The 23,918-nt window shown below is 52.7% G+C and carries 20 protein-coding genes; 13 read left to right on the top strand and 7 right to left on the bottom strand.

Going from position 1 to position 23,918, the window contains the following annotated elements; translation table 11 throughout:
• Positions 1–247 precede the first annotated feature (247 nt).
• The 3 genes from ACFR81_RS02450 to ACFR81_RS02440 form a co-directional block, all read right to left on the bottom strand.
• Positions 248–823 (bottom strand): hypothetical protein, encoded by a 576-nt coding sequence (locus ACFR81_RS02450; protein ID WP_343874040.1) that lies wholly within the window; start codon positions 821–823, stop codon positions 248–250.
• A gap of 860 nt (positions 824–1,683) precedes the next feature.
• A complete protein-coding gene (locus tag ACFR81_RS02445; protein ID WP_343874037.1) occupies positions 1,684–2,241 on the bottom strand; it encodes a YdhK family protein in 558 nt (185 codons plus the stop codon).
• A 158-nt stretch (positions 2,242–2,399) separates the two neighbouring features.
• Positions 2,400–2,846 carry a hypothetical protein gene (locus ACFR81_RS02440; RefSeq protein WP_068168708.1) on the bottom strand — a complete coding sequence of 149 codons (447 nt, stop codon included), beginning with the start codon at positions 2,844–2,846 and terminating at the stop codon, positions 2,400–2,402.
• A gap of 210 nt (positions 2,847–3,056) precedes the next feature.
• Between ACFR81_RS02440 and ACFR81_RS02435 the strand changes: the two genes are divergently transcribed.
• Complete coding sequence (locus ACFR81_RS02435; protein ID WP_068168704.1) at positions 3,057–4,466, top strand: mycothione reductase; 1,410 nt, start codon at positions 3,057–3,059, stop codon at positions 4,464–4,466.
• Positions 4,467–4,634: 168 nt separating this feature from the next.
• Here ACFR81_RS02435 and ACFR81_RS02430 read toward each other — a convergent pair whose 3' ends face one another.
• Together ACFR81_RS02430 and ACFR81_RS02425 are read right to left on the bottom strand one after the other, a co-directional pair.
• Positions 4,635–6,653, bottom strand: a complete 2,019-nt coding sequence (locus ACFR81_RS02430) for an AMP-dependent synthetase/ligase (RefSeq protein WP_068168701.1) — start codon at positions 6,651–6,653, stop codon at positions 4,635–4,637.
• Entirely contained in the window at positions 6,650–7,408 is a 759-nt protein-coding gene (locus ACFR81_RS02425; RefSeq protein WP_145174270.1) for an alpha/beta hydrolase, read from the bottom strand. Before ACFR81_RS02425 ends, ACFR81_RS02430 begins: the two co-directional genes overlap by 4 nt.
• A 185-nt stretch (positions 7,409–7,593) precedes the next feature.
• Here ACFR81_RS02425 and ACFR81_RS02420 point away from each other — a divergent pair, with 185 nt between their 5' ends.
• Together ACFR81_RS02420 and ACFR81_RS02415 are read left to right on the top strand one after the other, a co-directional pair.
• Positions 7,594–8,334 (top strand): lysophospholipid acyltransferase family protein, encoded by a 741-nt coding sequence (locus ACFR81_RS02420; protein ID WP_145174272.1) that lies wholly within the window; start codon positions 7,594–7,596, stop codon positions 8,332–8,334.
• 153 nt (positions 8,335–8,487) lie between these two features.
• On the top strand, positions 8,488–9,870 hold the full coding sequence (locus ACFR81_RS02415) for a class II 3-deoxy-7-phosphoheptulonate synthase (protein ID WP_145174675.1): 1,383 nt from the start codon (positions 8,488–8,490) through the stop codon (positions 9,868–9,870).
• Between the two features lie 88 nt (positions 9,871–9,958).
• Here ACFR81_RS02415 and ACFR81_RS02410 read toward each other — a convergent pair whose 3' ends face one another.
• Entirely contained in the window at positions 9,959–11,455 is a 1,497-nt protein-coding gene (locus tag ACFR81_RS02410) for a serine/threonine protein kinase (protein WP_343874026.1), read from the bottom strand.
• 136 nt (positions 11,456–11,591) lie between these two features.
• Between ACFR81_RS02410 and ACFR81_RS02405 the strand changes: the two genes are divergently transcribed.
• Complete coding sequence (locus tag ACFR81_RS02405; RefSeq protein WP_068168722.1) at positions 11,592–11,963, top strand: Rv2175c family DNA-binding protein; 372 nt, start codon at positions 11,592–11,594, stop codon at positions 11,961–11,963.
• Positions 11,964–12,053: 90 nt separating this feature from the next.
• Here ACFR81_RS02405 and ACFR81_RS02400 read toward each other — a convergent pair whose 3' ends face one another.
• A complete protein-coding gene (locus tag ACFR81_RS02400) occupies positions 12,054–13,169 on the bottom strand; it encodes a polyprenyl synthetase family protein (RefSeq protein ID WP_151146804.1) in 1,116 nt (371 codons plus the stop codon).
• A 148-nt stretch (positions 13,170–13,317) separates the two neighbouring features.
• Between ACFR81_RS02400 and dinB the strand changes: the two genes are divergently transcribed.
• The 9 genes from dinB to mraY all read left to right on the top strand — a co-directional run bounded on the left by dinB (position 13,318) and on the right by mraY (position 23,917).
• Positions 13,318–14,544, top strand: a complete 1,227-nt coding sequence (gene dinB, locus ACFR81_RS02395; RefSeq protein WP_343874310.1) for a DNA polymerase IV — start codon at positions 13,318–13,320, stop codon at positions 14,542–14,544.
• Positions 14,545–14,626: 82 nt separating this feature from the next.
• Positions 14,627–15,025: a DUF3040 domain-containing protein gene (locus tag ACFR81_RS02390; protein WP_068168684.1), complete on the top strand. Its 399-nt coding sequence runs from the start codon at positions 14,627–14,629 to the stop codon at positions 15,023–15,025.
• Between the two features lie 301 nt (positions 15,026–15,326).
• Positions 15,327–15,758 (top strand): division/cell wall cluster transcriptional repressor MraZ, encoded by a 432-nt coding sequence (gene mraZ / locus ACFR81_RS02385; protein ID WP_068168681.1) that lies wholly within the window; start codon positions 15,327–15,329, stop codon positions 15,756–15,758.
• 115 nt (positions 15,759–15,873) lie between these two features.
• Positions 15,874–16,818: a 16S rRNA (cytosine(1402)-N(4))-methyltransferase RsmH gene (rsmH, locus tag ACFR81_RS02380; protein WP_083147124.1), complete on the top strand. Its 945-nt coding sequence runs from the start codon at positions 15,874–15,876 to the stop codon at positions 16,816–16,818.
• Entirely contained in the window at positions 16,815–17,483 is a 669-nt protein-coding gene (ftsL, locus tag ACFR81_RS02375) for a cell division protein FtsL (RefSeq protein ID WP_343874020.1), read from the top strand. Before rsmH ends, ftsL begins: the two co-directional genes overlap by 4 nt.
• A gap of 106 nt (positions 17,484–17,589) precedes the next feature.
• Positions 17,590–19,437, top strand: coding sequence for a peptidoglycan D,D-transpeptidase FtsI family protein (locus ACFR81_RS02370; RefSeq protein ID WP_068168675.1), 1,848 nt, complete (start codon positions 17,590–17,592; stop codon positions 19,435–19,437).
• Between the two features lie 79 nt (positions 19,438–19,516).
• The gene (locus tag ACFR81_RS02365) at positions 19,517–21,211 is read left to right on the top strand and encodes a UDP-N-acetylmuramoyl-L-alanyl-D-glutamate--2,6-diaminopimelate ligase (protein ID WP_343874015.1); all 1,695 of its coding nucleotides are present in this window, start codon (positions 19,517–19,519) and stop codon (positions 21,209–21,211) included.
• Positions 21,212–21,214: 3 nt separating this feature from the next.
• Entirely contained in the window at positions 21,215–22,789 is a 1,575-nt protein-coding gene (locus ACFR81_RS02360) for a UDP-N-acetylmuramoyl-tripeptide--D-alanyl-D-alanine ligase (protein WP_343874013.1), read from the top strand.
• A 9-nt stretch (positions 22,790–22,798) separates the two neighbouring features.
• The gene (gene mraY, locus ACFR81_RS02355; protein WP_068168666.1) at positions 22,799–23,917 is read left to right on the top strand and encodes a phospho-N-acetylmuramoyl-pentapeptide-transferase; all 1,119 of its coding nucleotides are present in this window, start codon (positions 22,799–22,801) and stop codon (positions 23,915–23,917) included.
• Position 23,918: the final 1 nt, after the last annotated feature.

Raw genomic sequence — 23,918 nt, 5'->3', positions numbered from 1 at the left:
GTTCTTCCGGTTTGGCTTGAGGTTATTTGTGATGATTTAACGCTCATTTTTGCCTTCGGTGGGACCGTTGTCTAGTTGGTGGCGGGTTCCTGGTTTTTACCCCTTATGAATAAGCCTCATGGCTTCCAAAGCCCCTTGCTCAAAACTTTTCAATTCGAAAGCGCCGATTGCTGTAGGTGGTAAAACTTCTGAAGTCGATCCATCTCTTGCTAATGCCACTTTAGGATCTGCTCCTGCCTCGAACCGCTCATTTCTTCTCCCACTCCATTCCATCTGCCGACACAAACGTCACGCCCTCGCCCGCGTTCTTCACCCAGCTTGGGTAATTGGTGGTGAGGGAGTAGCCCTCTTTGTCTGCTTTCGCTTTCTCCAAGAAACTCGGCTCTGAACCACCCGGGGTAAAGCCCTCGGGGAGGAAAGCTGACCAGGTTGCGCCGGCGTCGGTCGTAATGAAATTCTCGCCACCGTCTGGTGTTCCAAACCCGATGACCCACACATGATCGTCCAGCGGAATAACATCGTAAACTTCGCGGTGCATTCCAATCGCGGTAATGTCGCCGCCGCGTACCCATTCCCCATCAACTTGCTGAACGCTCTGATAGAAATTGCCGTCCAGAACTATGCTCAAATTGTGCGCTGCACCCGCACCAGGGACTTCAACGGGAGCGTGGACGAGCGAATCCTCCGAAACCGCCGACGTCGCCGGGGTATGGAGCGGCGGAGTAGTAGATTTTTCAGCCGAGGTAGAATCGGTGTCTCTAACACTGGGTTCAGTTGTGGATAGAGAATCTGGATAAGTTGGTGATTGAGTAGGATTCAGCATTGAATAGACATCCGAACACGATTGAGCAGAATATCCGGCTGTTGAAGGTTGCCAAGATTCAAGAAAGAATAAGTTTTTCGCTTGCATATAGCGGCAATCCCTGCTCATACTTGCAGGGCGAATGTAATATGTTTTTCCATCAACCGTTATATATGTTTCCGGCTTCACAAAGCTGATACATACAAAGATTACCGCCGCAGCAAGTGCAATCACACCGCTTGAACCAAGAATCGAAGAAATTGCAAAATCTCTCCGGGGTTTAGCAAAATTTTTCCCAGGATAATCGGCAGCTATTTCACGGTGCTCCTTCAAGCTGTTGAAGAGGCATCCAAATGCTAAAAACAAAAGCTGAATTGCGGCTAAGGAATATAGCCCCAGGGGAGTGAGGGAATTCGACCCAAAGATGCCAAAGACTGCGCAGAAGAAAAACCCTGTAATCATTATCCCAGCTAGGGAAGTGAGCGTCGTTTGTTTCAAGTTTTCTCCAAAAGCTATGAGTCTTTGCCGCAGTGTATCTGACCTGAAAGAAGCGAACGAATTGAACTGGGCTAGCCACTGTCGAAGCAGACGAGAGGGATTGCTTGCCGAGACTGTGTCAGGTTGTCCGAGACACATCTTCAAAGCCTTGTGGGTACGGGTTTTATTATTCCTTCCTCTGGGTTTGGGTGGAGGGCGTGGACTAAACCCAGGACATATCAGTCTTTTGGCTAAAGCAGGAAAGAATCCACATAGTCTTCACTTCAATAGAAAAACTTAGTACCAACTAATTTATAGAGGTTTATTAGAAGCTTCATTATCAGAGTGGAATTAATAGTGCCCCCTCTTTCGCCGGAGGGGGCACTATTAAAACATTTTGAACGCTAGCTTCTTGGGGCGATTTCGTCCTCAGTGACCCATTTATGGTTCTTCATTGTCATACCATTTGCCTCATAATCGACCATATAAACAGTCTGATCGGTAACCTGGGAAATTGTCGCTTCAGCACCCTTCATCCCTGGCATGTGGTCTGCCTCAAGCACCGCTTTATCTCCGACTTTAAGAGGCGTCTTGCCTGCATCTTTGAGCTCTTCCTGAACTACCCACTTATGATTTTTGATGGGTGTTCCGCCATCTGTGGGAGTGTAATCTACGGCGTAAGTTGTGGTCTTGTATGCACCAACAATCTTGGCTGGCGCTTCTTTCATGCCTTCCATGTGGTCCGTAGTAAATGTCACCTCGGTACCTACCGGGTATTTGGGAGCGTTGGCGTCAACGATACCCGCAGGAGCTGAACCGCCATCCATACTGTGGCTGGCCATCGAATGACCCTCCGATGAGGAGCTATGTGATGTGGAATCATTCGATGTGTTCGTTCCACATCCAGCTAAAGCAAGCGTAGCTACTACAGCGGTGGCGAATATTATGGGTCTACGGGACATAGTAAACTCTCCTTAAGTTAGACAGATAACTAAAACTGGGTATAGCTAGTTCTTTAAATCTAACCTAGCCTTCTGATAAGACCCTGATAACATCCTAGAAATTTATTCAGTCGAGAACCGAACCACTGATTCATCTGAATTTTGCAATAACTCGCCTTTTATCGTCTTCTCATACTTTGCTGGCGGGTTTCTTGCAATCGCGCCGCAGGGGTTACGGAGGTAGCCGATTTCTTCTGTGCCACTGTCTGACTCTTGCGCTGAATCAGTGCTTTCTCGGCGGCTAGGCTTTCACGTGCCTTTGCAGGTGAAGACCCTGCTGCCAAGTATCGCTGGTCGCGTTTCATCTGACGTTCAGAAACCTCATGTGCCTTCGCCTCGGTCATCGACGGTTTGATGACCCGTGATTCTTCATGGGACTCATGCTCTGCCACGTAATCCGTATAAGCACGCTGGCGGGTATCGGTTGCGGTTGTGGCCTTCGACTCTAAGGAACCAACCTCGGACTCTGCTGCCTCTACTCTCTTCTGCGCCTCGTCAGCTACACCAGCGCGACGAGCATACTCACCATCAGTACTCAACCAGTCCACGTCGGTACGCTCTGGCACATCAGAACGACCGTACTTCGCCTCGAATTCACCCTTGACCGCCTCAAACTCATTCGTCCGTGCAGAGCGAGTGAAGAAGTTCGCGGATTCCGCACGTTGTTGAGCTTGCTCAACTCATCCTAATCGCACCCAGCCACTCGCGGAATAAAACCATGCCGTCCTACTGTTTAATGGGTGAGAACAAGCTAACGGAAACAGGGGGAGTCACCTATGTCGAACATCCAAGAATTCGATCTCATCATCATCGGATCAGGTTCAGGCAACTCAATCATCAACGAAGAATGGGACGGCAAAAAGGTTGCCATCATCGACGGCGGCACCTTCGGCGGTACCTGCCTCAATTTCGGCTGCATCCCCACCAAGCAGTACGTCTACCCGGCAACGGTAGCCACCGAAGCCACGCACATCGGACGCCTCGGTGTTGAAGCTGAAGTCACCCACGTGGACTGGAAGTCCATGCGCGACCGCATCTTCAAACGCATCGACGCTATCTCCCACGGCGGCCTCGACTACCGCAAGAGCCTGGACAACGTCACCGTCTTCGAAGAATATGCAAAGTTCACCGGCACTCACGAACTTGAAACCGCATCTGGTAAAAAATTACGCGGCAAGCAAATCGTTATCGCTGCCGGCTCCCACAATCAACTTCCCCAGGTTCCCGGAATCGACCACCCCGCCGTCCACACCTCTGACACCGTCATGCGTATTGACGAACTACCTCAGCGCGTCGTGGTAGTTGGAGGTGGATTCATCGCTGCCGAATTCGCCCACGTATTCAACGGGCTCGGCTCAACGGTCGTGCAGGCAAACCGTAGCGAAACCCTGCTACGTAGCTATGACCAAGAAATCGTCGAGCGTTTCAAACGTGAAGCCGCAAAACAGTGGGACTTGCGCCTCAACTACGCACTGGCGAGCATCGAGAGCAATGACGACGGCTCAGCCCGCGTCGTCTTCGAACACGACAGCAAAAACCTTTCAATTGACGCCGACCTCGTGCTCATCGCAACAGGCCGCACACCCAACTCAGAATCCCTCAACGCCGCAAGTTTCTTTGATCTGCGCGATTCTGGTGCCATTGAGGTCGACCGTTTTCACCGTGTACTATCCGGTGGAAAACCCGTCGACGGCGTCTTCGCACTCGGCGACATCAGTTCCAATTACCTGCTCAAGCACGTTGCCAATGCCGAAACCCGCACGGTACAGCACAACCTCGTCCACCCCGATTCGCTACGCGAAACCGACGAGCGCTTTGTTCCCGCCGCCGTCTTCACATACCCGCAAATCGCTACAGTCGGTTTGACCGAAGACGAAGCGCGCACCAAAGCAACCGAAGAAGGCTTCGAAATTGCGGTGAAAGTGCAGAACTTTGGCGACGTCGCCTACGGCTGGGCAATGGAAGATCAGGTCGGGCTGTGCAAGGTCATTGCCCGCAAAGATACCGGCGAACTTTTGGGCGCACACCTGGTGGGCGAAGAATCCTCGATGCTCATTCAACCACTGATTCAGGCAATGAGCTTTGGACTCACCGCCCATGAGATGGCGCGTGGGCAGTTCTGGATTCACCCGGCGCTTACAGAGGTAGTAGAGAATGCGCTTCTGGGCCTAGAACTAGAAAAGTAAAAACTCGACGGTATGAAAAGGACACTGGCTTAGCTTATTACTGTAGCTTCCTTCAGCGCTGACATTGCTCGCTTCGCAAAACTCGCACGTCTCGTTCTACAGTAAACGCTTCGCGCGTGCCCTTTTCATGACCGCTTATACCCTGTTGTTGATTTGTTCTTAGGCTTCCTACTTCTCCTCAGCCTTAGACTTTCCATGTTTCTTAGAGTTCTTCGGTTGAGGATTCTTTAGCTGTGAGCCCAAGTCAATCAACTTATTGCCGGTCTCATGGCGGAATTCCTCAAACTTCTCAGCTCGTTCTGCACGCTTAACCTCAACCCGCTCCGAACGCTTATCCGAATACTCCTGGAGCTTCTTGCGAGATTCCGCGATAGAATCCTTGGTGCGGTTGTACATATCATCTACGTACGCCGAAAATTCCTGCAGAATAACTGGACGCTTAATCTTCTGCGAGGGAGTCAAATGTCCGTCTTCCTCAGTGAAATCGCGGTTAAGGATACGGAATTCGCGGATCGACTCGGCACGAGATACAAAAGTATTGGCATCATCCACAAACTTCTGTACAGCCTCCCGCACACGAGGATTAATAGCTGCCTCAGAGACACTCATATCGCGGGGTAGACCCAGGTGTTCCAGCTGATCTGGTAAGGTGTCCGGATCGAGTGTAACTAGCGCTGCAATAAAAGGCTTTTCGTCGCCAACCAGCATGGCATTAGAAACCATGGGGCTGGTACGCAAACGATCCTCTGCAGAGACGGGAATGACGTTCTTACCGCCCGCCGTCACAATAATTTCTTTCTTGCGTCCCACAATCTTAAGGAAACCGCGCTCGTCAATCTGCGCTAAATCTCCGGTGCGTAGCCAGCCGTCTTCTGTGTACGCCACCTTATTTTCTTCTTCATTGTTGAAATAGCCAGGGGAAACTCCGATACCCTTAATTTCCAGCTCGCCATCCTCCGCCAAACGCGCTGAAGTGCCGGGAATCAAAGGTCCCACATTGCCCACTTCGAATTCACGAGTGCGCCCTACAGCCAAGGAACCGGTGGTCTCTGTCATACCGTAGCCCTCGATTACCTTCACGCCTACAGCGTGGAAGAAATGACCAAGCCGCGGCGCCAACGCACCACCGCCAGATACAGCGTACTTAATTTCACCACCCATCGCCTTGCGCAACTGGGAGTAGACTAAGCGGTCATAGAAGCGGTACTGCATTTCTAAACGCTTGGGTACGTCACCGGCAATCTTCGCCTCAGACCATTTACGAGCCACATCAACCGAGCGGTGGAAGAGCTTGGAATTAATGGCGCTTCCCTTTTCGGCCTTCTGAACCGATGCCTCATAAATCTTTTCAAAGACGCGCGGAACCACCAGTAGAAAGTTTGGCTTGAAAGAGTCAAGGTCTGAGGTGAGGTTCTTAATATCGGGGGAGTGACCAACCACCACTCCAGCATCCAGAGCCAAAATCTGGATTTCACGTGCTAAAACATGTGCCAGTGGCAAGAAGATAATGGTGGAGTTACCCTCGCGCGCTACGTTGGGCTCACATACCCTAACGTTTGCAGAGAGACGCACAAAATTCCCGTGGGTCAGCAAGCACCCCTTTGGTTTTCCAGTGGTACCAGAGGTGTAGATGATAGAGGCTGTGTCTTCGAGGGTAGCTGCAGAACGGCGTCGCTCAACCGTTTCATCTGAAATATGCTGCCCCTGTTCTACCAGTTCAGCGAGTGCACCGCTATCAATCACCCAGGTATTTTTAAGGGAAAGCGTTTCAAAGTCGTTGCCCTGCTCGACGACACCGGCAAGTTTCTCAGTCTCCACAAAAACTGCTTTAGCACCGGAATGGGAGAGCGCCCAGGCTGCCTGAGCCGGCGATGAAGTTTCGTACACAGGAACAGAAACCAAACCCGCATACCAGATAGCGAAGTCGATAAGCGTCCATTCATAACGCGTGCGGCTCATAATACCTACGACGTCGCCGCGGTTAAGACCGGCTGCAATCATGCCCTTGGCGAGCTCCACTACCTGCTTTTTGAATTCGGTGGCTCGTACCGGAACCCAGTTGCCGCTCGATCGCTGCACCTTGTAAAGGACAGGATCAGTAGAATCCGATACCTTGCGTTCGAGGATGCTGGTGAGGTTCTGCGAGGGGTCGGAAACTACTGCTTCAGGTATAGAGATGTGTTTCATGCGTGACCTTTCAGATCAGCTTCTAGTGATTGCACAAACTCAAGGGAGTTTTTCAAAATAACGGGCGCATCATAATCGAGCGTTGCTACGTGGTAACTGCGTTCAAGCTCAATAAACTTTACAGGGCATTCAGCATGCTTATGAAAAAAATGGTGGGATTTGTCCGAAACCACATGGTCTTCAGCTGACCGAAAGTAAAGAACGGGAGCCTTAAGAGAGCGAACGAGCGGGCGTGTTTCTTTGCCCAGCGCATGTAGCTCAGCGGCGGCTTTCAATGGAACGCGCGGGTATCCTCCCTCGTCAGCACCGGGTTTAGCAATGTCAGAGGTAATCCCCTTAGTGCTTGCCACAAAACGAGAAAACAATCTTGCAAAGCGCAATAAGACGGTTGGATCTTGCACAAAAGGATTGATGAGCACTGTCCCTAAAACTTCCCTGCGCACAGATTCCCGTAGAGCCAGCATCCCACCCATTGAGAGCCCAAAAATGACGACGTGCGAAGCTCTTTGACGAAGTTTCCAATAGGCGGCGTCAACTTCCGCCATCCAATCGTGGTGAGTCACCGGCATCATGTCTTTCCAATGGCTACCGTGGCCCGGCAGCAGAATCATCTCCACAGGGTAGTCCTGCTCGGCAAAAAATTCCGCAAGCGGTCGCATGCTCCAGGGCGAGCCCGTAAAACCGTGGATTAGCAAAATGCCGATGGGACGGCTACCTGGATGCGATAGCGGGTCGTGAATAATCTCGGAACTCATAGTGCGATGCCTCTCTGTCGGTGCACTTTATTCTGACATTTCCAGCGCTCGACGGCGAGGACCTGCACCATATAGCTCGCTCTCAGCGCATTCTTTCTTAGCCGGGGAGAGCTTTGTGCGGAAATGAGAGCCAGGCAGGTAAAATTTTAAGAAACAGGCAGAAAAATACGTTTGAGGAGTTTTAGATGCTCTATATGGCATTGAAAAAGACCGTGGTGGGGCCGCTGATGTCTCGACTAGTACACCATGAAATGCAGGGCGTGAAAAACCTTCCCCAGACAGGCGCCATCTTAGCGAGCAACCACCTTGCTTTCTGCGACTCTATTTTTCTGCCCCTTGCTGTTCCGCGCCAGGTATACTTCTTGGCTAAGTCTGACTACTTCACCGGCACCGGCATTCAGGGCGCGGTCAGTCGCTGGTTTTTTACCGCGGTAGGGCAGCTACCGCTGGATCGCTCCGGTGGCGCTAAGAGCCAGGCATCGCTAGATGGCGGAGCGCAGAAACTCCAAGAAGGCGGCTACTTGGGTATTTATCCAGAAGGCACCCGCAGCCCCGACGGTCGCGGCTACCGCGCCAAGCTTGGCGTCGCACGTCTGGCACTGACTCAGCGCGTACCCGTGGTACCGGTGGGACAAATCGGCAACAACGATTTTCAGCCTAGTGGTAGCAATAAGATTAACCTGCGGAAGAATGGCAAGAAAGTTACCATCCGCACCGTCATTGGTGAACCTCTTGATTTCTCCGAATACTGGGACCGCGCCAAAGACCATAAAGTTCAGCGTATGGTGGCAGACAAAATCTCTGCAGCTATTAGAGAACTCAGTGAGCAAGAATATGTGCCGCTCTACGCCAGTGATGTTAAAGATCTCATGGCAGAGAAGAATATTTCAGCCTCCGCCGCTGTTGAAGAATTATTGAACAAATAGAGTCATGGTTAGGGGCTACGTGAAATTCTCTCAGCATCTGAAATAAGAGACCGAGAGCGCCTGCCCCGACCCTAGACTGGACAAACAGGCTTGAGTGAATTCTTAAACCCTGTTCTCATTGACTACATAACTAAAGGATTCTCCACCATGACTATGGATCAAGAGACTTTGGAAAACGGACTAGCTGGTAGCGCAAGCTCGGCAAAAAATTTTCCCGGTCTTGACGACTGGCGCCAACTTAACATTGACCAGCAACCCACATGGCAAGAGCATCCTGACTATACGAATGTTATCAACGAGCTCAACACCGTGCCCCCGCTGGTATTTGCTGGGGAAGTTGACCGCCTGCGCAAGAACCTCGCTGAGGTAGCAAAGGGAAAGGCATTCTTCCTGCAGGGCGGCGATTGCGCTGAAACTTTCGAGGGAGCAACTGCCGATAAGATTTCAGCCCGCGTAAAAACCCTGCTGCAGATGGCAGTTGTTTTGACCTACGGTGCCTCGATGCCCGTGGTCAAAATGGGGCGTATGGCTGGGCAATTTTCGAAGCCCCGCTCGTCTAACACCGAAACCCGCGATGGAGTGACTCTGCCGACTTTCCGCGGTGAAATGGTCAACGGTTTTGAGTTCGCTGAGGAAGCACGCGCACATGACCCCCGCCGGATGGTGCAGGGGTACCACACTTCGGCATCGACGCTGAATTTGGTGCGTGCGTTCACCACAGGCGGCTTTGCTGATTTGCGCTTGGTTAACCAGTGGAATCGTGGGTTCACATCTAACCCCGCTCATGCCCGCTACGAATCGCTCTCGGGTGAGATTGATCGTGCACTGAAGTTCATGGAGGCATGCGGAGCGGACTTCGACGCCATGAAGACCACCGAACTTTACGTGGGTCACGAAGGTCTTTTGCTCGATTACGAGCGCGCTCTGACCAGGATTGATTCTCGTACCAATCAGCCGTACGACACCTCAGGACACTTTATCTGGATTGGCGAGCGTACGCGTGGGCTCGACGACGCTCACGTCGATTTCCTCTCGAAGGTACGCAACCCCATCGGCGTCAAACTCGGTCCCAGCACCACTGCTGATGATGCCCTGCGTCTGATAGACAAGCTCGACCCTGAGCGGGAACCTGGCCGTCTTACCTTCATTACCCGCATGGGGGCTTCTAAGATTCGGGAGAATCTGCCTGCGCTGGTGGAGGGAGTTCAGGCCTCCGGTGCCAAGGTGGTGTGGGTGACTGATCCCATGCACGGCAACACTATTTCGGTACCTTCGGGCTACAAGACTCGCCGGTTCGATGACGTGGTTGATGAAGTCAAGGGTTTCTTCGAGGTGCATGAGGCGTTGGGTTCTTTCCCCGGCGGTATCCATATTGAGATGACCGGCGACGACGTCGCAGAATGCTTGGGCGGTTCGGATCCGATTAATGAAGAAGCTTTTGCTGATCGTTATGAGACCCTGTGTGATCCGCGTTTGAATCACCGACAATCACTAGAGATTGCTTTCTTGGTGGCAGAGTACCTTTCCCGCCGCTAAAGAGAGTGAGAGAAAGGAGCGTTACCTTGGGAGGTAGCGCTCCTTTTTGCTGAGCACATTGAATGAGCTAGGTGCCAAGGTGGGCTGTTTAGGCGGAACCGGAAAAGCTATCAACAAAACTGACCCAGCTGGCAAACCAGCCTGACTGCACCGTGGATTGGGCTATTTGCCAACCCATAAATCCTGCAACCACAAATGCCAGCAGGATGCCGATAAAGATTAAAACAACGGTGGGCAGGGCTGGGGCAGGTTGCCATAGTTCCGGTGCTTTTCGAGGATCCCCTTTGGTGGGGAAATCTTCGCTGGCGGGGGGTACCTGTTCAAACTGTGAGGTATGAGGAAGACTATGCTCTTGGGCCGATGAGCTGCTTTCATGCCGGTAGGACGCTGAAATCGGTTCATAGCGGGTGCTGCCGCGTTCGTCGATGAAGGTGGCGCCTGTTTCGTCTTCTATGAATTCTTCAAGGTAAGAAGTATGGGGCGCCGGTTGGGGGCCAACCCCTGAAATTTCCTGGGGCTCGTAGTACTCGGTTTCAAGGAAATCAGAATCTGTCTCGTTCCACGAGGAGTCGTCGTGGTCATTTTCAAGAGTTCTGAACCCGCTGATGGAAGTTCGTTGAAGCACGTTGGTCGCGCCGGTGCGCTCCGCGATGTATTCAACGTCGTCCCACATCTGCGTTTCTTGAGGGGCAGAACTTTGGGCGCGATACGCTAACTCGTCCTGGGTGAGTCGCTCGCGAATAGACTGCAGAACTTCAAAAAGTTCTGACCCGTCGGCGGGGCGGGCAGATGCTTGCTTGCGCGTGCACCACTTCACGACCCCGACAATATCCGAATCAATACCCGGTGCAAACTGCGCCAGTGAAGGTATTTCGGTATTGATGTTGTGGTAAATAATTTGCTGGTCGTCGCTGAGCCCGGTGAAGGGTAGCCGACCAGCGAGCATCCGAAACATCACTATACCCAGGGCAAAAATATCGACGCCGGGACCAACGCTGGCTTTGGGGTCAACAATTTCAGGAGCCACGTAGGCTGGAGTTCCCATGAGCTCGCCGGTCCATGACTGGTCGGTGCGCCGCGTCAAACCAAAATCGGTGAGTTTGATAGAGCGTTCCAGCGATGAGAGAAGTATGTTGCTGGGCTTAATATCTCGGTGAATAAAGCGGTGGGCATGTACTTCAGACAGGCCTTCAGCTACCGGAACGATGATGTCTAAGGTTTCACCAACGGACAGGACTGGGCGCGTGGTCAACAGCTGCTGGAGTGTACAACCGTGCACATAGTCGAGCACGATAAACATCAGCTTCAAACCGTGTACCGTTTGCGTTCCAGACCCCAGAACGCCCACCACGTGTTCATGGCTAATCTGCCGTAAAGACCGTTCTTCGCGAAAGAATTTCTGCTGTTGCGAAGGGTCGGCTGAAAGTTGAGGAGAGAGAACTTTGATCGCAACCGGGTTGTTGGACCACAAATCCACGCCGTGGTAAACCTCTGCCATTCCGCCACGGGCAATCAGGTGGCCTACCTCGTAGTGGCCATCAAATATTTCGCCTGTTAGCCAGGGCTGTTTCTTCTTCTCACTCATATCCCTATAGATAGTAGGGGAAAAAGCTGGAAAGTTCGTGTACTGAGCCAGAGGCCTGGGAGGTGTGAGGCAAGCGGTGAAAGAATTTGCAGCTAAAACTCGTCAAACACTGGGGATTTCTGGCAGACTCATAGATGTGACTGAAGAAAACTCAACTGCACAGATTTTTGACCTCGTGGGCGAATGGCTCACCATCCCCGACCTTGCTGAGGCATTTGACCTCAAAGTAACTCGGGTACACACTTTGATTTCCGAGCGGGCTCTGCTTGCTCTGCGTGATCCTGAAACCGGGGTGCGGAAGGTTCCTGCCCTTTTCGTACGCGGAGACCGCCCGTTGGAACCGCTCAAGGGTACCTTAGTGGTTTTGGGCGATGCTGGATTTACCGATGAAGAAGCAATCGAGTGGCTCTTTACCGATGACGAATCGTTGCCGGGCCGCCCCATCGATGCACTCATCGATGGCCGCAAGACCGAAATTCGCCGTCGTGCCTCTGCGCTTGCCTGGTAGTACCTCACTCGGTAACCGCTCAGTATTTTATAAAAGCGTGCGTGTGATTCATCTAATGGATGGATCACACGCACGCTTTTTAGTGAAAAATTAGGACGCGCGGTGAAGCAGCCGAGCCACAATATTTTCTAGAGCCAGCCGAGGCGTTTCTTCAATCGGCATTGCCTCAAGCGATGAAATCACGTGCTGACCGATTTTCTCTATTTCTGCTTCTAAGCTGGCTAGTGCTCCGCAGTCGATAATGATGTTTTGGAGCTCTACGATGTCGGTCTCTGTGAGGTCTTGGTTGCCGAGGGCAGAATCGAGTTTTTTCCAGAGCGCGGGTTCTGCTTTTTGCTGGGTGAGGGCAATCAGGAGGGTGCGCTTGCCTTCGCGGAGGTCATCCCCTGTGGGTTTTCCTGTGATGGCGCTTTCGCCGAAGACGCCCAGGACGTCGTCGCGCATTTGGAATGCTTCGCCGAGGGGGAGTCCGAATTGGCTGAGGTTTTGAAGGAGTGGTGCGGGTGCGTCCACGCGGGCGGAAAGCGCCAGGGCTGCGCCCAGCACGAGGGGGTGTTCGCAGGAGTACTTTGCAGATTTGAAGCGCAGTACATTGCGGCTGCGCGTGATGGCGGCGCTGTTTTTTTCGGTGTTGACTACTTCGCCGAGAATGTCGAGATATTGACCTGCCATAACTTCGGTGCGCATGAGGTCGAAGATTGCTCTTCCTTGGGAGAGTCCTTGGGCTTTTTCTCCAATGGTGTTAAACATTTGTTCTGACCAGGAGAGGCAGAGGTCGCCGGTGATAATAGCACTGGAGATGCCGAAGGTTTCGCTGTCGGTTCGCCAGTTTTGCTGGGTGTGCTGAGCTTGGAACCGGCGGTGGACGGCGGGTGCGCCACGTCGAGTGTCGGAGCGGTCGATGATGTCGTCGTGGATGAGCGCTGCCGATTGGAAAAGTTCGATAGCGGCACCGCAGCGGATGATTTCGGGGGAGTTTGCGTCTCCTCCTGCGCTACGGTTACCCCAGTAGGCAAGGAGAGCCCGGAGCCGTTTGCCGCCGGTGGAGAGCTGTTGGATAGATTCGAGCAGGGGCAATGATTCGGGGGAGATGCTCTCAAGGATAGTTTTTTGCTGGGCGAAGAAGTAGCTCAGTTCTTCTTCGAGAGCTGCGAGGTATGCCTTTTCTTCGGCGGCGACGCTCTGAAATTGTTGCGCGGTGCTCATGGGCTGCCCTTTCGGTTGGGAGAATCTCTTTCCAGCTTAGGTCAGAGTAAATGTTTTGACTATTGAGGGATTCTGACGGGGTAGCGGTACAGACCATTGCGGACTAGAATCGAATATGTATTCGAATTGAGGGGGTGCTGTGGAACGAATGTCTGGTCGGGTCATTATGCATCTGGATATGGATGCTTTCTTTGTCAACGTTGAACTTCTACAGCGCCCTGAACTGCGCGGCAAACAAATTATTGTGGCGCGGGAGTCTGAGCGTTCGGTGGTTTTGTCTGCTTCTTATGAAGCACGGGTTTATGGAGTGCGATCGGCAATGCCGTTAGTGCAGGCCAAGCGTGCGTGCCCGACTGCGATTGTTGTGGAACCTTCACAGCCGTATCGGGAATACTCGGCGAAAGTGATGAAGATTTTGCATGAGGTCACTGACCGGGTGGAGCAGGTCAGCGTCGATGAGGCTTTTGTTGATTTGACGCCAACGCTAAAGCGGCTGGGGGATCCTGTGCAGACTGCCCAGCGGGTTCGGGAGCGTATCCATGATGAACTTAACCTTCCCTGCTCGGCAGGTATTGCTGCCAATAAGTTTATTGCCAAGATGGCGTCCTCAGGCAGTAAGCCTAATGGGCTGTGGGTTATCCCTCCTTATAGAGTGCAGGAGTTTCTTGATCCATTGCCGGTGGGGAAATTGTGGGGGATAGGGCCGAAAACAGCGCAGAATATTGAGTCCATGGGCATCCACACGGTCCAACAACTGCGGGGATGCACTCTTCCTTTTTTGCAACAAAAATTTGGGCAGTCTTTAGGGGCACATCTCTTTGCAATTTGCAGAGGGAAGGACGACCGCGCGGTAGTTACCGAGCGCGAAGAAAAGTCCATGGGCGCAGAACATACTTTTCTTAAAGACACCCATGAAGGCACACAAATAACCCAAGAGCTCTTTTCCTTAGCGATGGGAGTAGCCCGGCGTCTGCGTTCGGCAGATAAATATGCCCAGAATCTGAGTTTCAAGATACGTTTTGAAGGATTTGAAACCATTACTCGCTCATGTATGCTCACCAGCCCCACCGATTCGGGGCAGAAAATTTACCGAGCGGTGATCAAGCGGCTATTGGAATTGGGCATCTTGGAGAAGCAGAACGACGGCGCGCTCATTGCCCCTCGCGCCATCCGATTATTGGGTGTGCGAGCTGAACGGTTACAGACTCGTTCCTCTGGTTTTCAAGAATCTCTCTTTGCCGAAGATATGACGGCGGTGCGTGAGCAGGGGGCTCCAGACTGGTACTCGGTGGAAAGTGCTATGGACCAGATACACAGTAAATTCGGCTCCCACGGACTGCTCCCTGCAACTCTGCTAAAAAAACACTCAGGGTGATTCATAGCGTGCACCCCGCAATATCTGTAATATTGAGAACACTTCCTATTGGATTACTAACCGCACCACTCAAGGAGAAATCATGGCTCTTTCGGATCATGAACAGCAACTGTTTGACCAACTTGAGCGTGAGTTGCGGGAGAATGATCCGGATTTTGTGAGCTCAATCAGCGCTGAAACGTCTGAGTCTACCCAAGCTACTCAGCTTTCGGTACGAAAGATTGTATTGGGTGTTGTTGCCGTACTTGTGGGACTGGGTCTCATTATTTGGGGAGTATCTACTAAAATTATTTTGCTGGGAGTGCTTGGTTTCTTAGTGGCGGCAGGCGGAGTCTATTGGGCATCTACCTCTGACAGAGGTGCCAAGAGCGCAGAACGAACCGCCGGCGCTTCAACAGCTGCGCCCCGACGTCGTGAATCCAGCACCTTTATGAAGAACCTGGAACAGCGTTGGGATAATCGCCAGGGTGGCTCCTTCTAACCGCATTGCTTCGATGGAACAGAGCAAGAATCTTGAGAAAGATTCTTGCTCTTTTTCTTTAATAACTTTTCCCTCCACTTCCCACCCCGTTGATGACGTTCGGCGAAGAATCGTGGCGCATTCGAACTCCCATAAGCTCTTTCACCCAAAAAATTTTCCGCAGAAAACCCTGAAAATTCGCAGGGTGGAGCGTCTTTTGATTGAATGTGGTTCATTGTGGAGTAAAGTGGAGGAAAGTAGAACAACAAACATGTAGTTTTGGTGCTCTGCACGCAAGAAGAAGAGAAATGAGGTGTGGTCCATGTTCCTTGGAACATACACACCTCGACTGGACGAAAAAGGCCGAGTCATCCTCCCGGCAAAGTTCCGCGAGGAACTGTCTGCGGGTCTAGTGCTTACCCGGGGGCAGGAGCGTTGCCTCTACGTCTTTTCCGCCCAGGAATTTCAGCGAGTCTATGAACAAATGCGTTCAGCGCCGCTTTCTTCGAAGCAAGCCAGAGACTACATCCGCGTGTTTCTTTCAGGAGCCTCCGACGAGCAACCTGATAAACAGGGTCGTGTAACTATTCCTCAAGCATTGAGGGACTACGCGGGACTGGGAAAAGATTTGACTGTGATTGGTGCAGGTGCACGGGCTGAGATATGGGATTCAGCCGTGTGGAATTCCTACCTTGAAGAGCAAGAACAGCAATTTTCCCAAACCGATGAAGAAGTAATCCCCGGACTTCTTTAATCACCCGGCGCAAGCCACCAAATATCGCACCAGCTGACCAAAAGCCAGAGGAGCCCCAGTGACCGAAAACGCCAACATCCCAGGTGTTTCGGGTAAGCGCGCAGAAGAACGTCACATGCCCGTCATGCTAGAGCGTTGCCTTGAATTGCTTGCCCCTGCCTTTGACCGCGAGAACCCCGTGGTCATTGATGCGACCCTTGGTATGGGCGGACACTCGGAAGCCATGCTGGAACGTTTTCCTCACCTCACCGTCATCGGAATTGACCGAGACCTCATGGCACACCGCATGGCAGGAGAACGCCTACAGCGCTTTGGCGATAGATTCAAACCTGTCCATGCTGTCTATGACAAGATTGAACAGATCTTACTCGACCGCCAACTTCAGGGAGTCGACGGCATCCTGATGGATTTGGGCGTATCCTCCATGCAACTAGACGAACGTGAACGCGGTTTCGCATACTCCTATGACGCGCCGCTCGATATGCGCATGGATTCGACCGAAGAACTTACTGCAGCGGTTGTTGTCAACGAATACGAAGAACACCAGTTACGCCGCATCATCCGAACCTACGGTGAAGAAAAGTTTGCTTCCCGCATTGCACGAGGAATCGTAGAGGCACGAGCCAACCAGCCGCTGAAAACCACAGGCGAGCTGGTTGCCGTCATCCAAAATGTGGTACCAGTTGGCGCCCAGCGTAAGGGCGGACATCCAGCCAAGCGCACCTTCCAAGCCTTGCGTATTGAAGTCAACCACGAACTAGACGCCTTAGAACGCGCCGTTCCCGCAGCCATCAATGCCCTGAATCTGGGCGGTCGCCTGGTTGCTATGAGTTATCACAGCCTGGAAGACAAGATAGTCAAACAGGCCATTGCCGAAAAAGCTCGATCTAGCGCGCCCAAGGGATTCCCTGTAGAGCTAGAGGAACATAAACCTGAGCTCAAAATCATTACCCGCGGAGCAGAACCACCCACTGAAACCGAGATTGAAGAAAACTCTCGAGCCGCCAGTGCCAAACTACGTGCCGCTGAAAAAATCAAAATGACGAAGGTTGCATCATGAGCGCCGAACCACAGTTCCCCGGCAACGAGCGGGAGGTCAAACGACGCCACCTGAGCGTCGTGCCTCGTGGCGACGACCGGCGCGTGCCGGAGAAATCTTCGCGCTCGCAAAAGGCTTTGGTGCCCGATGCTACTCCGCGCACCCGCTGGACCATGCTGATTTTTGTCATCGCATCCATCCCGTTGACCCTGATGTTGATTCTGCTCACGAACATCCTCACCGCATCGCGCCAATACGACCTGGTGGATTTGCGAACCCAGGAGCTTTCACTGAGTCAGCAAAATGAGGCTCTCTCCCAAGAGATTGCCTACTACCAAGCGCCCCAGGATTTAGCGGTGCGAGCTTCACAGCTGGGACTCATTGCTACGCAAGCACAGGCAACTATCAACCTGCAAACCGGGGAAATCACCGGAACGCCGGTACCTGCCGCTCCCTTGGCTGAAGACGATCAGTCGAAGACCGAAAACCTCATCGATCCACCCGCTCTCTACGACACGCAGGCATATGCAACGGCAAGCCAGCGCGCTGAGGAGCAAAAGAAGAAGGACGAGGAGGCCGCTAAGGCTAAGGCTGAAGAAGAGAAGAAAGCCGAAGAAACAAGAAAAGCTGAAGAGGCCAAGAAATCTGCTTCAGCGTCTCCTTCGCCTTCCTCTAGCGGTCACTAACGCATCAGCGTGGAGCAAGCTCTAGCCTGGATGCCCGGAATTCTCATTTTCCGGGCATCCTTATTATCAACTACAGTGGGAATGGTTCTTTATAGAAAGGAAACCGGTGGCACCTCAGAACTCTAACGGAGTCAATCCAGGCGACCCGCGCGGTATTGGGCGGCGTGGTTTTCTTGCCAGTGCAGCTGCGGTGGGTGGCCTCGGCATTCTGAGCACCCGGTTACTTTATCTTCAGGGGTTTGACCCTCGCGGTATCGCTGAGCAAGCCAAAGAGTCTCGCACCAGAACTCAGATTATTCCTGCCCTGCGTGGCCAAATTTTAGATACGAACAATAAGGTTTTGGCCAGGTCAGTCCAGCGTTACAACATCACCGTAGATCAAAGCGCGGTCACCACTTTTCAGCGTTTCAAGAACAACCAGTCGCAGGACAAAGAAGAAGTTACCCCCACGCAACTGGTGTATCAGCTGGCAGATATCTTGGACATGAAAGATTCTGAGGTCAAATCTGCCCTCGACGGCACTAGCAAATACAAGGTCATTAAAGAAAACGTGACCCCTGAGGTCTACACCAAAGTAATGGATCTGGGGGCTACTTTCCTCTACGGTGAAGTTAAATCCGAACGCATGTACCCCAACGGTTCTGTAGGCGGTTCGGTAGTCGGCAGATTCAGCATGATTGAAGCTGCGGTTGAAGGATCCGATAAGACTCAGACCACCAACAATTCCACCGGTATCGAGCGGGTCTATGACGAAGCTCTGCGCGGTACAGACGGTGAAAGAATCTTTGAAATCTCTGCTGACGGCATTCGTATTCCCGTGGGCGACGAACAGACTAAGAAAGCTCAAGATGGGCAGAATGTTCGTCTTACCATCAATCAGGACATCCAATATTTTGCCCAGGAAGTTATCGCACGACGCGTCAAAGAATTGAAGGCACAGTGGGGCACCGTCGTCGTGATGAAGGTCGACGACGGCTCGATCATCGCGCTGGGAGACTCTAAGACGATGGATCCCGGTTCGGAGAAATTTGAACTCGAAGATATGACGCCCCGCTCCATCAGCCAGGCGGTTGAACCGGGTTCTACCGAAAAAATCTTGACGTCCACCGCCGTTTTGGAGGACACCGATGTCACGCCCACCACGGTCTTTGATGTACCCGCCGAACTCCAAATCGAGGGTCAAACTATCAACGATGCGTTCACCCACCCCGCCCAGAAACGTACGTTCTCCGGCATCATCACCGACTCGATGAACACCGGTACCGTACTCGCTGGCAAAAAACTCAGTAAAGAGCAGCGCTATAACTGGCTGAAAAAGTACGGCATGGGGGAGCTGACCGGCATCGAACTTACTGGTGAAAGCCAGGGGCTTGTTCCTAACTACACCGACTGGGATGTACGCCAGCAGTACACCGTTCTTTTCGGTCAGGGTGTGGCACAAACTCCGCTACAGACCTCCCTGGTCTTCCAAACCGTGGGCAACCTGGGCATTTATCAGAAGCCGCGCATTGTAGAAGCTGTTATAGATCCCGACGGCACCGAACACCCCATTCCTGTCGAAGAAGGTAGGCGGATTATTTCTGAGGAAACAGCCCGTGAAACTCTCTCGCTCATGGAAAACGTGGTGGTTCAGAATGCCGAGGGCGCGCAAATCACTGGCTACCGTACCGGCGGCAAAACGGGTACTGCGCAGGCACCGAGCGAAACGCAAGCGGGTTACGACGGCTACACCACCTCATTCTTTGGCGTGGCGCCCATAGAAAATCCCCAGTTCGTGGTCTCTGTGACTATTCAGCGTCCCCAATCCAATGCATCCAATGTAGGTCTTGCAGGCGGCGCCGACCAGTTCTCACAAATCATGGAGAAAGTCTTGCACACCTACAAGGTTCCCTATTCCACTACCGAACCTGTTGAAATTCCTAAATTCCCCGACGGACACGACGAAAAGGGATAAGGAATTTCAGCGGAAGATACAGCGAGGCTGTGACCGCCTCACCTCCAATGGGCGTCTCAGACGATAGAATCAATAAATCATGAAAGCACAGAACCCGATGAGCAATAACGATTCCGCACTCGCAGGAACAGCGCAGACTCTCCGGCCTGCGACGGTGAAGGAACACACCGCTCAAGAGATTTTTACCTGGTTAAACGACCGCGGATTTGACGTCGAACTCCTCTCGGAAGAAAACGCCCCTATCCTAGGTATCGCCATGGATTCACGCGAAATCCAGCCCGGGGATCTCTACGTGGCATTGCCCGGTGCAAAAGTTCACGGCGCTTCCTTTGCAAAAACCGCGGTCGAGGCAGGTGCCGCTGCTATCCTGACCGATCGAGCAGGGTTAGAACTGTGCAAAGACACCAGCTCGCAGATAGGGCTGTTGCGCACGGAGAACCTGCGCGGCATCGTCGGTCCTCTCTCTGCAGAAATTTACGGTTCACAGCCTGCAGACGGGTCTGCACCTACTCTCTTTGCAGTGACCGGTACTAACGGTAAGACCACCACTACTTATATGGTCAATTCCATCATGCAGCACCTGGGGCATACCACCGGGTTGATTGGAACCATCGAAATTCTTGCGGGCGGGGCATCCATACCCTCGAAACTCACCACTCCGGAGTCAACGCATGTGCACTCGCTGATTTCCCTCATGCGCGAGCAGGGGATTACCTCAATGGCTATGGAGGTCTCCTCCCACGCTCTTGACTACAGGCGAGTCGACGGCGTGAAGTATGACGTCGCAGGCTTTACGAACCTCACCCAAGATCACCTGGATTTGCACGGCACCATGGAGAACTACTGCGATTCTAAGGCGCAATTATTTACTCCAGACCGCACATCCCGCGCAGTTATTACTGCTGATGATCAGTGGGGCGAGTCGATGGCGCAGAAAGCTATCGACGCTCTGGGCCGGGAAAGCGTTGTTCGTCTCTTTACTGCACACGGGAACGGTTATGAATCTTTGCCCGAACTTGAAACTTTTGACTGGGCTCTTACTGCCGTATGTCGGCAGGGTATCGGGCACTCCTTTGAAGTGGTACGCGGCGACGGCGTCCGCCTTAAATCTTCCACGCAGCTACCGGCAGATTTCAACGTCTCCAACGCGGCACTAGCTGCGGTCATGGTCTATGAAGCAGGCATTGATTCCAATGCCTTAGAAGCTCAACTCGCGGAGACAGAAACTCTCACCCCCGTTGTTCCCGGTCGCATGCAACTCATTTCTACCGAACCTACCGCTATCGTAGATTTCGCCCACAATCCCGATGCTCTTCAGCGGGCACTAGAGGCGCTTGACCCGGCAGAAGAAGACGGCAAAGTGATAGTAGTCTTTGGCGCCACCGGGGAGCGCGATCAGACTAAGCGTCCCATCATGGGCGAAATTGCAGGCCGCAACGCCGATATCGTGATTGTTACCGACGACGATCCCCACGACGAAGCCCCCGAACCCATTCGAGCTGAAGTCGAAGCGGGTGTGCAAAAAGCAAACCAAGACGGTGCTCGCGTTCAACAGATTCTCAATATCGAACCGCGATCACAGGCAATTGCACGAGCTATTGAACTTGCCGGCCAACACGATTCAATTTTGGTGGCAGGGCGCGGGCACGAAGTAGCTCAAGAAGTCGCCGGAGTCGATTTAGAACTCGATGATCGCGTAGAAGTGGCACGTTCACTGCAAGCTCAGGGATATTCAGTACTTCCCGCATATCAAGCAATGGTTGATGAGGCATAAGAGATGATATTACTAACCGCCCGCGAAGTAGCTCAGGCAACAGAAGGCGAGCTTTTTGGCCTTTCCTCTGAGCAAGCAGATTCTGTGGAATGCACCTTCGCCACCACTGATTCTCGTGAAGTTAACCAAAACACGCTCTTTCTAGCCAAGCCGGGAGAAACCACGGACGGCCACCTCTTTGTGCCCGCAGCTTTCGAATCCGGAGCAACCCTAGCGCTGGTAGAGCGCCCTATTTCCGACGCCGCTGGCAACCTTTTTGCCCAAGTGCAGGTTGACGATATCGTTCTAGCAATGGGGCGCTTGGCGAAATACTGCCTAGAAAAGATGCGAGCCCAGGGTGAGCTGACCGTAGTCGGTATTACCGGCTCTGCTGGTAAAACCACCACTAAAGACCTCCTCGCAGGCATCTTTGAAACGGCAGGCTCCACCGTGGCTCCTGTGGGGTCCTACAACGGTGAAGTCGGAGTACCTCTCACCATCTTCCGATCCGATGAAAATACTCGCTATTTGGTCAGCGAAATGGGCGCCGATCACGTGGGGAACATCGAATACCTAGCGAATATTGTCCAGCCCGATCACGGCGTCATCCTTAAAGTAGGCACCGCCCACGCCGGTGAATTCGGCGGCGTAGAAAACATCGAGAAGACCAAGGGTGAATTGGCTGAAGGCTCCACTGTCAGCCTGGCGCTCAACGATGACGACTTCCGCGTCCGCCGCATGATTTCTCGTGCAGCGGTCCCCACTCTGTACTTTGGTGTGGGCACAAAAAACCACGACGGTGGAGAACAAGAACGCGTTTATGCGGAAAACCTGGTCACAGGGGAAACCGGCTGCCCAGAATTCACTATCCATTTTCCTACCGGTGAATCCTTCGATGTGAAGTCCCAGCTCATCGGTGAGCACCACGTTTACAACCTCCTAGCAGCAGCATCTGCCGCATTTCAGGCAGGAATTGCCCCCGAGGTTATTGCTGACAAATTGAATACCTCAGGCGCCGTATCCCGCTGGCGCATGCAACGAATTGACCGAGCCGACGGCATTACAGTCATCAACGATGCCTACAACGCCAACCCCGAATCTATGGCAGCAGCTTTGCGTTCATTGGCTCAGCTGGGTCGCGCATCTGGACGGCGAACCTGGGCTGTACTGGGTGCCATGCTTGAGCTCGGCGATGTCTCGGTGGAAGAACATGACCGCTTAGGGCAGCTTGCCGTGCGCATGAATATCTCTAAACTCATTGCCGTGGGGGAAACCGCCAAACCCATCTATAATGCGGCCCATCTCGAAGGCTCCTGGGGCAATGAGGCAACCTGGGTAAAGTCTACCGATGAAGCTTTAGAACTTCTCAAAAGTGAGCTGGAACCTGGCGATATCGTCCTGTTCAAATCATCAAACGGTGCAGGCTTAGGTATGCTAGGTGAGGCTGTTTCGACCGCCGAGCAACTGATGAACCGCGAGAGTTCTGGCAGAAATACTCAGTGGCTCAGCGCCGGCGACCAGATTGGCGCGGTAGACTCAAACACCGACGCATGCGATATGTCCGATGCACACGATAACGATACGACCCGGGAAGGCTAATTTCCACGCATGATTCCCATTTTGCTAGCGGCTGCCTTTGGCCTGATAATTTCAATTGTGGGCACTCCGATGTTCACAAAGTACCTGGTGAAGCAGCACTACGGTCAGTTCATTCGTGAAGATGGCCCCACGTCCCACCAAACCAAACGTGGGACGCCCACGATGGGTGGCGTGATGATTATGGGTGCCACGGTATTGGGCTTTTTCCTCTCCTTATGGGTGACGGCCCTTTTCTTCGACACCACCTGGGTGCCTTCGGCGTCTATCATGCTGGCGCTCTTTTTAACGTTGGGTATGGCCGGTGTTGGCTTTATCGATGACTATAAGAAAATCTCTAAGAAACAGTCCGAGGGACTTACCCCGCGCGGAAAAATTCTTCTGCAGGGAGCTGTGGGCACCATTTTTGCCGTTCTGGCGTTGTTGTTACCTAACCACCATGGTTGGACGCCGGCGTCCTCTCATATTTCCTTTACGCGAGATACGGCGATAGATTTTGCTTTCTTTGGACCGATTATCGGTTTTATCTTGTTCGTGATTTGGACGAATCTCATTGCTACGGCAACCACAAACGCGGTGAACCTCACCGATGGTTTGGACGGTCTAGCAACCGGCGCCGCCATTATGGTGTTCTCCGGGTACATGCTGATTTCTATGTGGCAGACCAAGCATCTGTGCGCTCCTGGTTCTACCGATGCCGTCTGTTATGAAGTGCGTGATCCTTCGCAGATGGCGATGCTTGCGGCGGCGCTGATTGGTGCTCTGATTGGCTTCCTCTGGTGGAATACCTCGCCCGCGACCATCTTCATGGGAGATACGGGTTCCCTCGGTTTGGGCGGTGCTCTCGCAGCTTTTGCCATTTTGACCCGCACTGAATTGTTGCTCATTATCATCGCTGGTTTGTTCGTCATCATCGCGATGAGCGTGATTATTCAGGTGGGTTACTTCAAGCTATCCGGTGGCAAGCGAGTCTTCCGCATGGCGCCGCTGCAGCACCACTTTGAACTAGGTGGCTGGAAAGAAGTAACCGTGGTGGTTAGGTTCTGGATTATTGCCGGACTCTTTACCATGGCTGCGCTCGGAATTTTCTATGGTGACTGGTTGCTCAGTCACGGAGGAGTAGTGAAGTAAC

The sequence above is a fragment of the Rothia amarae genome, assembly GCF_042677725.1.
Classification (GTDB): domain Bacteria; phylum Actinomycetota; class Actinomycetes; order Actinomycetales; family Micrococcaceae; genus Rothia; species Rothia amarae.
Note: the sequence above shows the minus strand (reverse complement) of the source record. Positions and strands in the feature narration are given on the sequence as shown.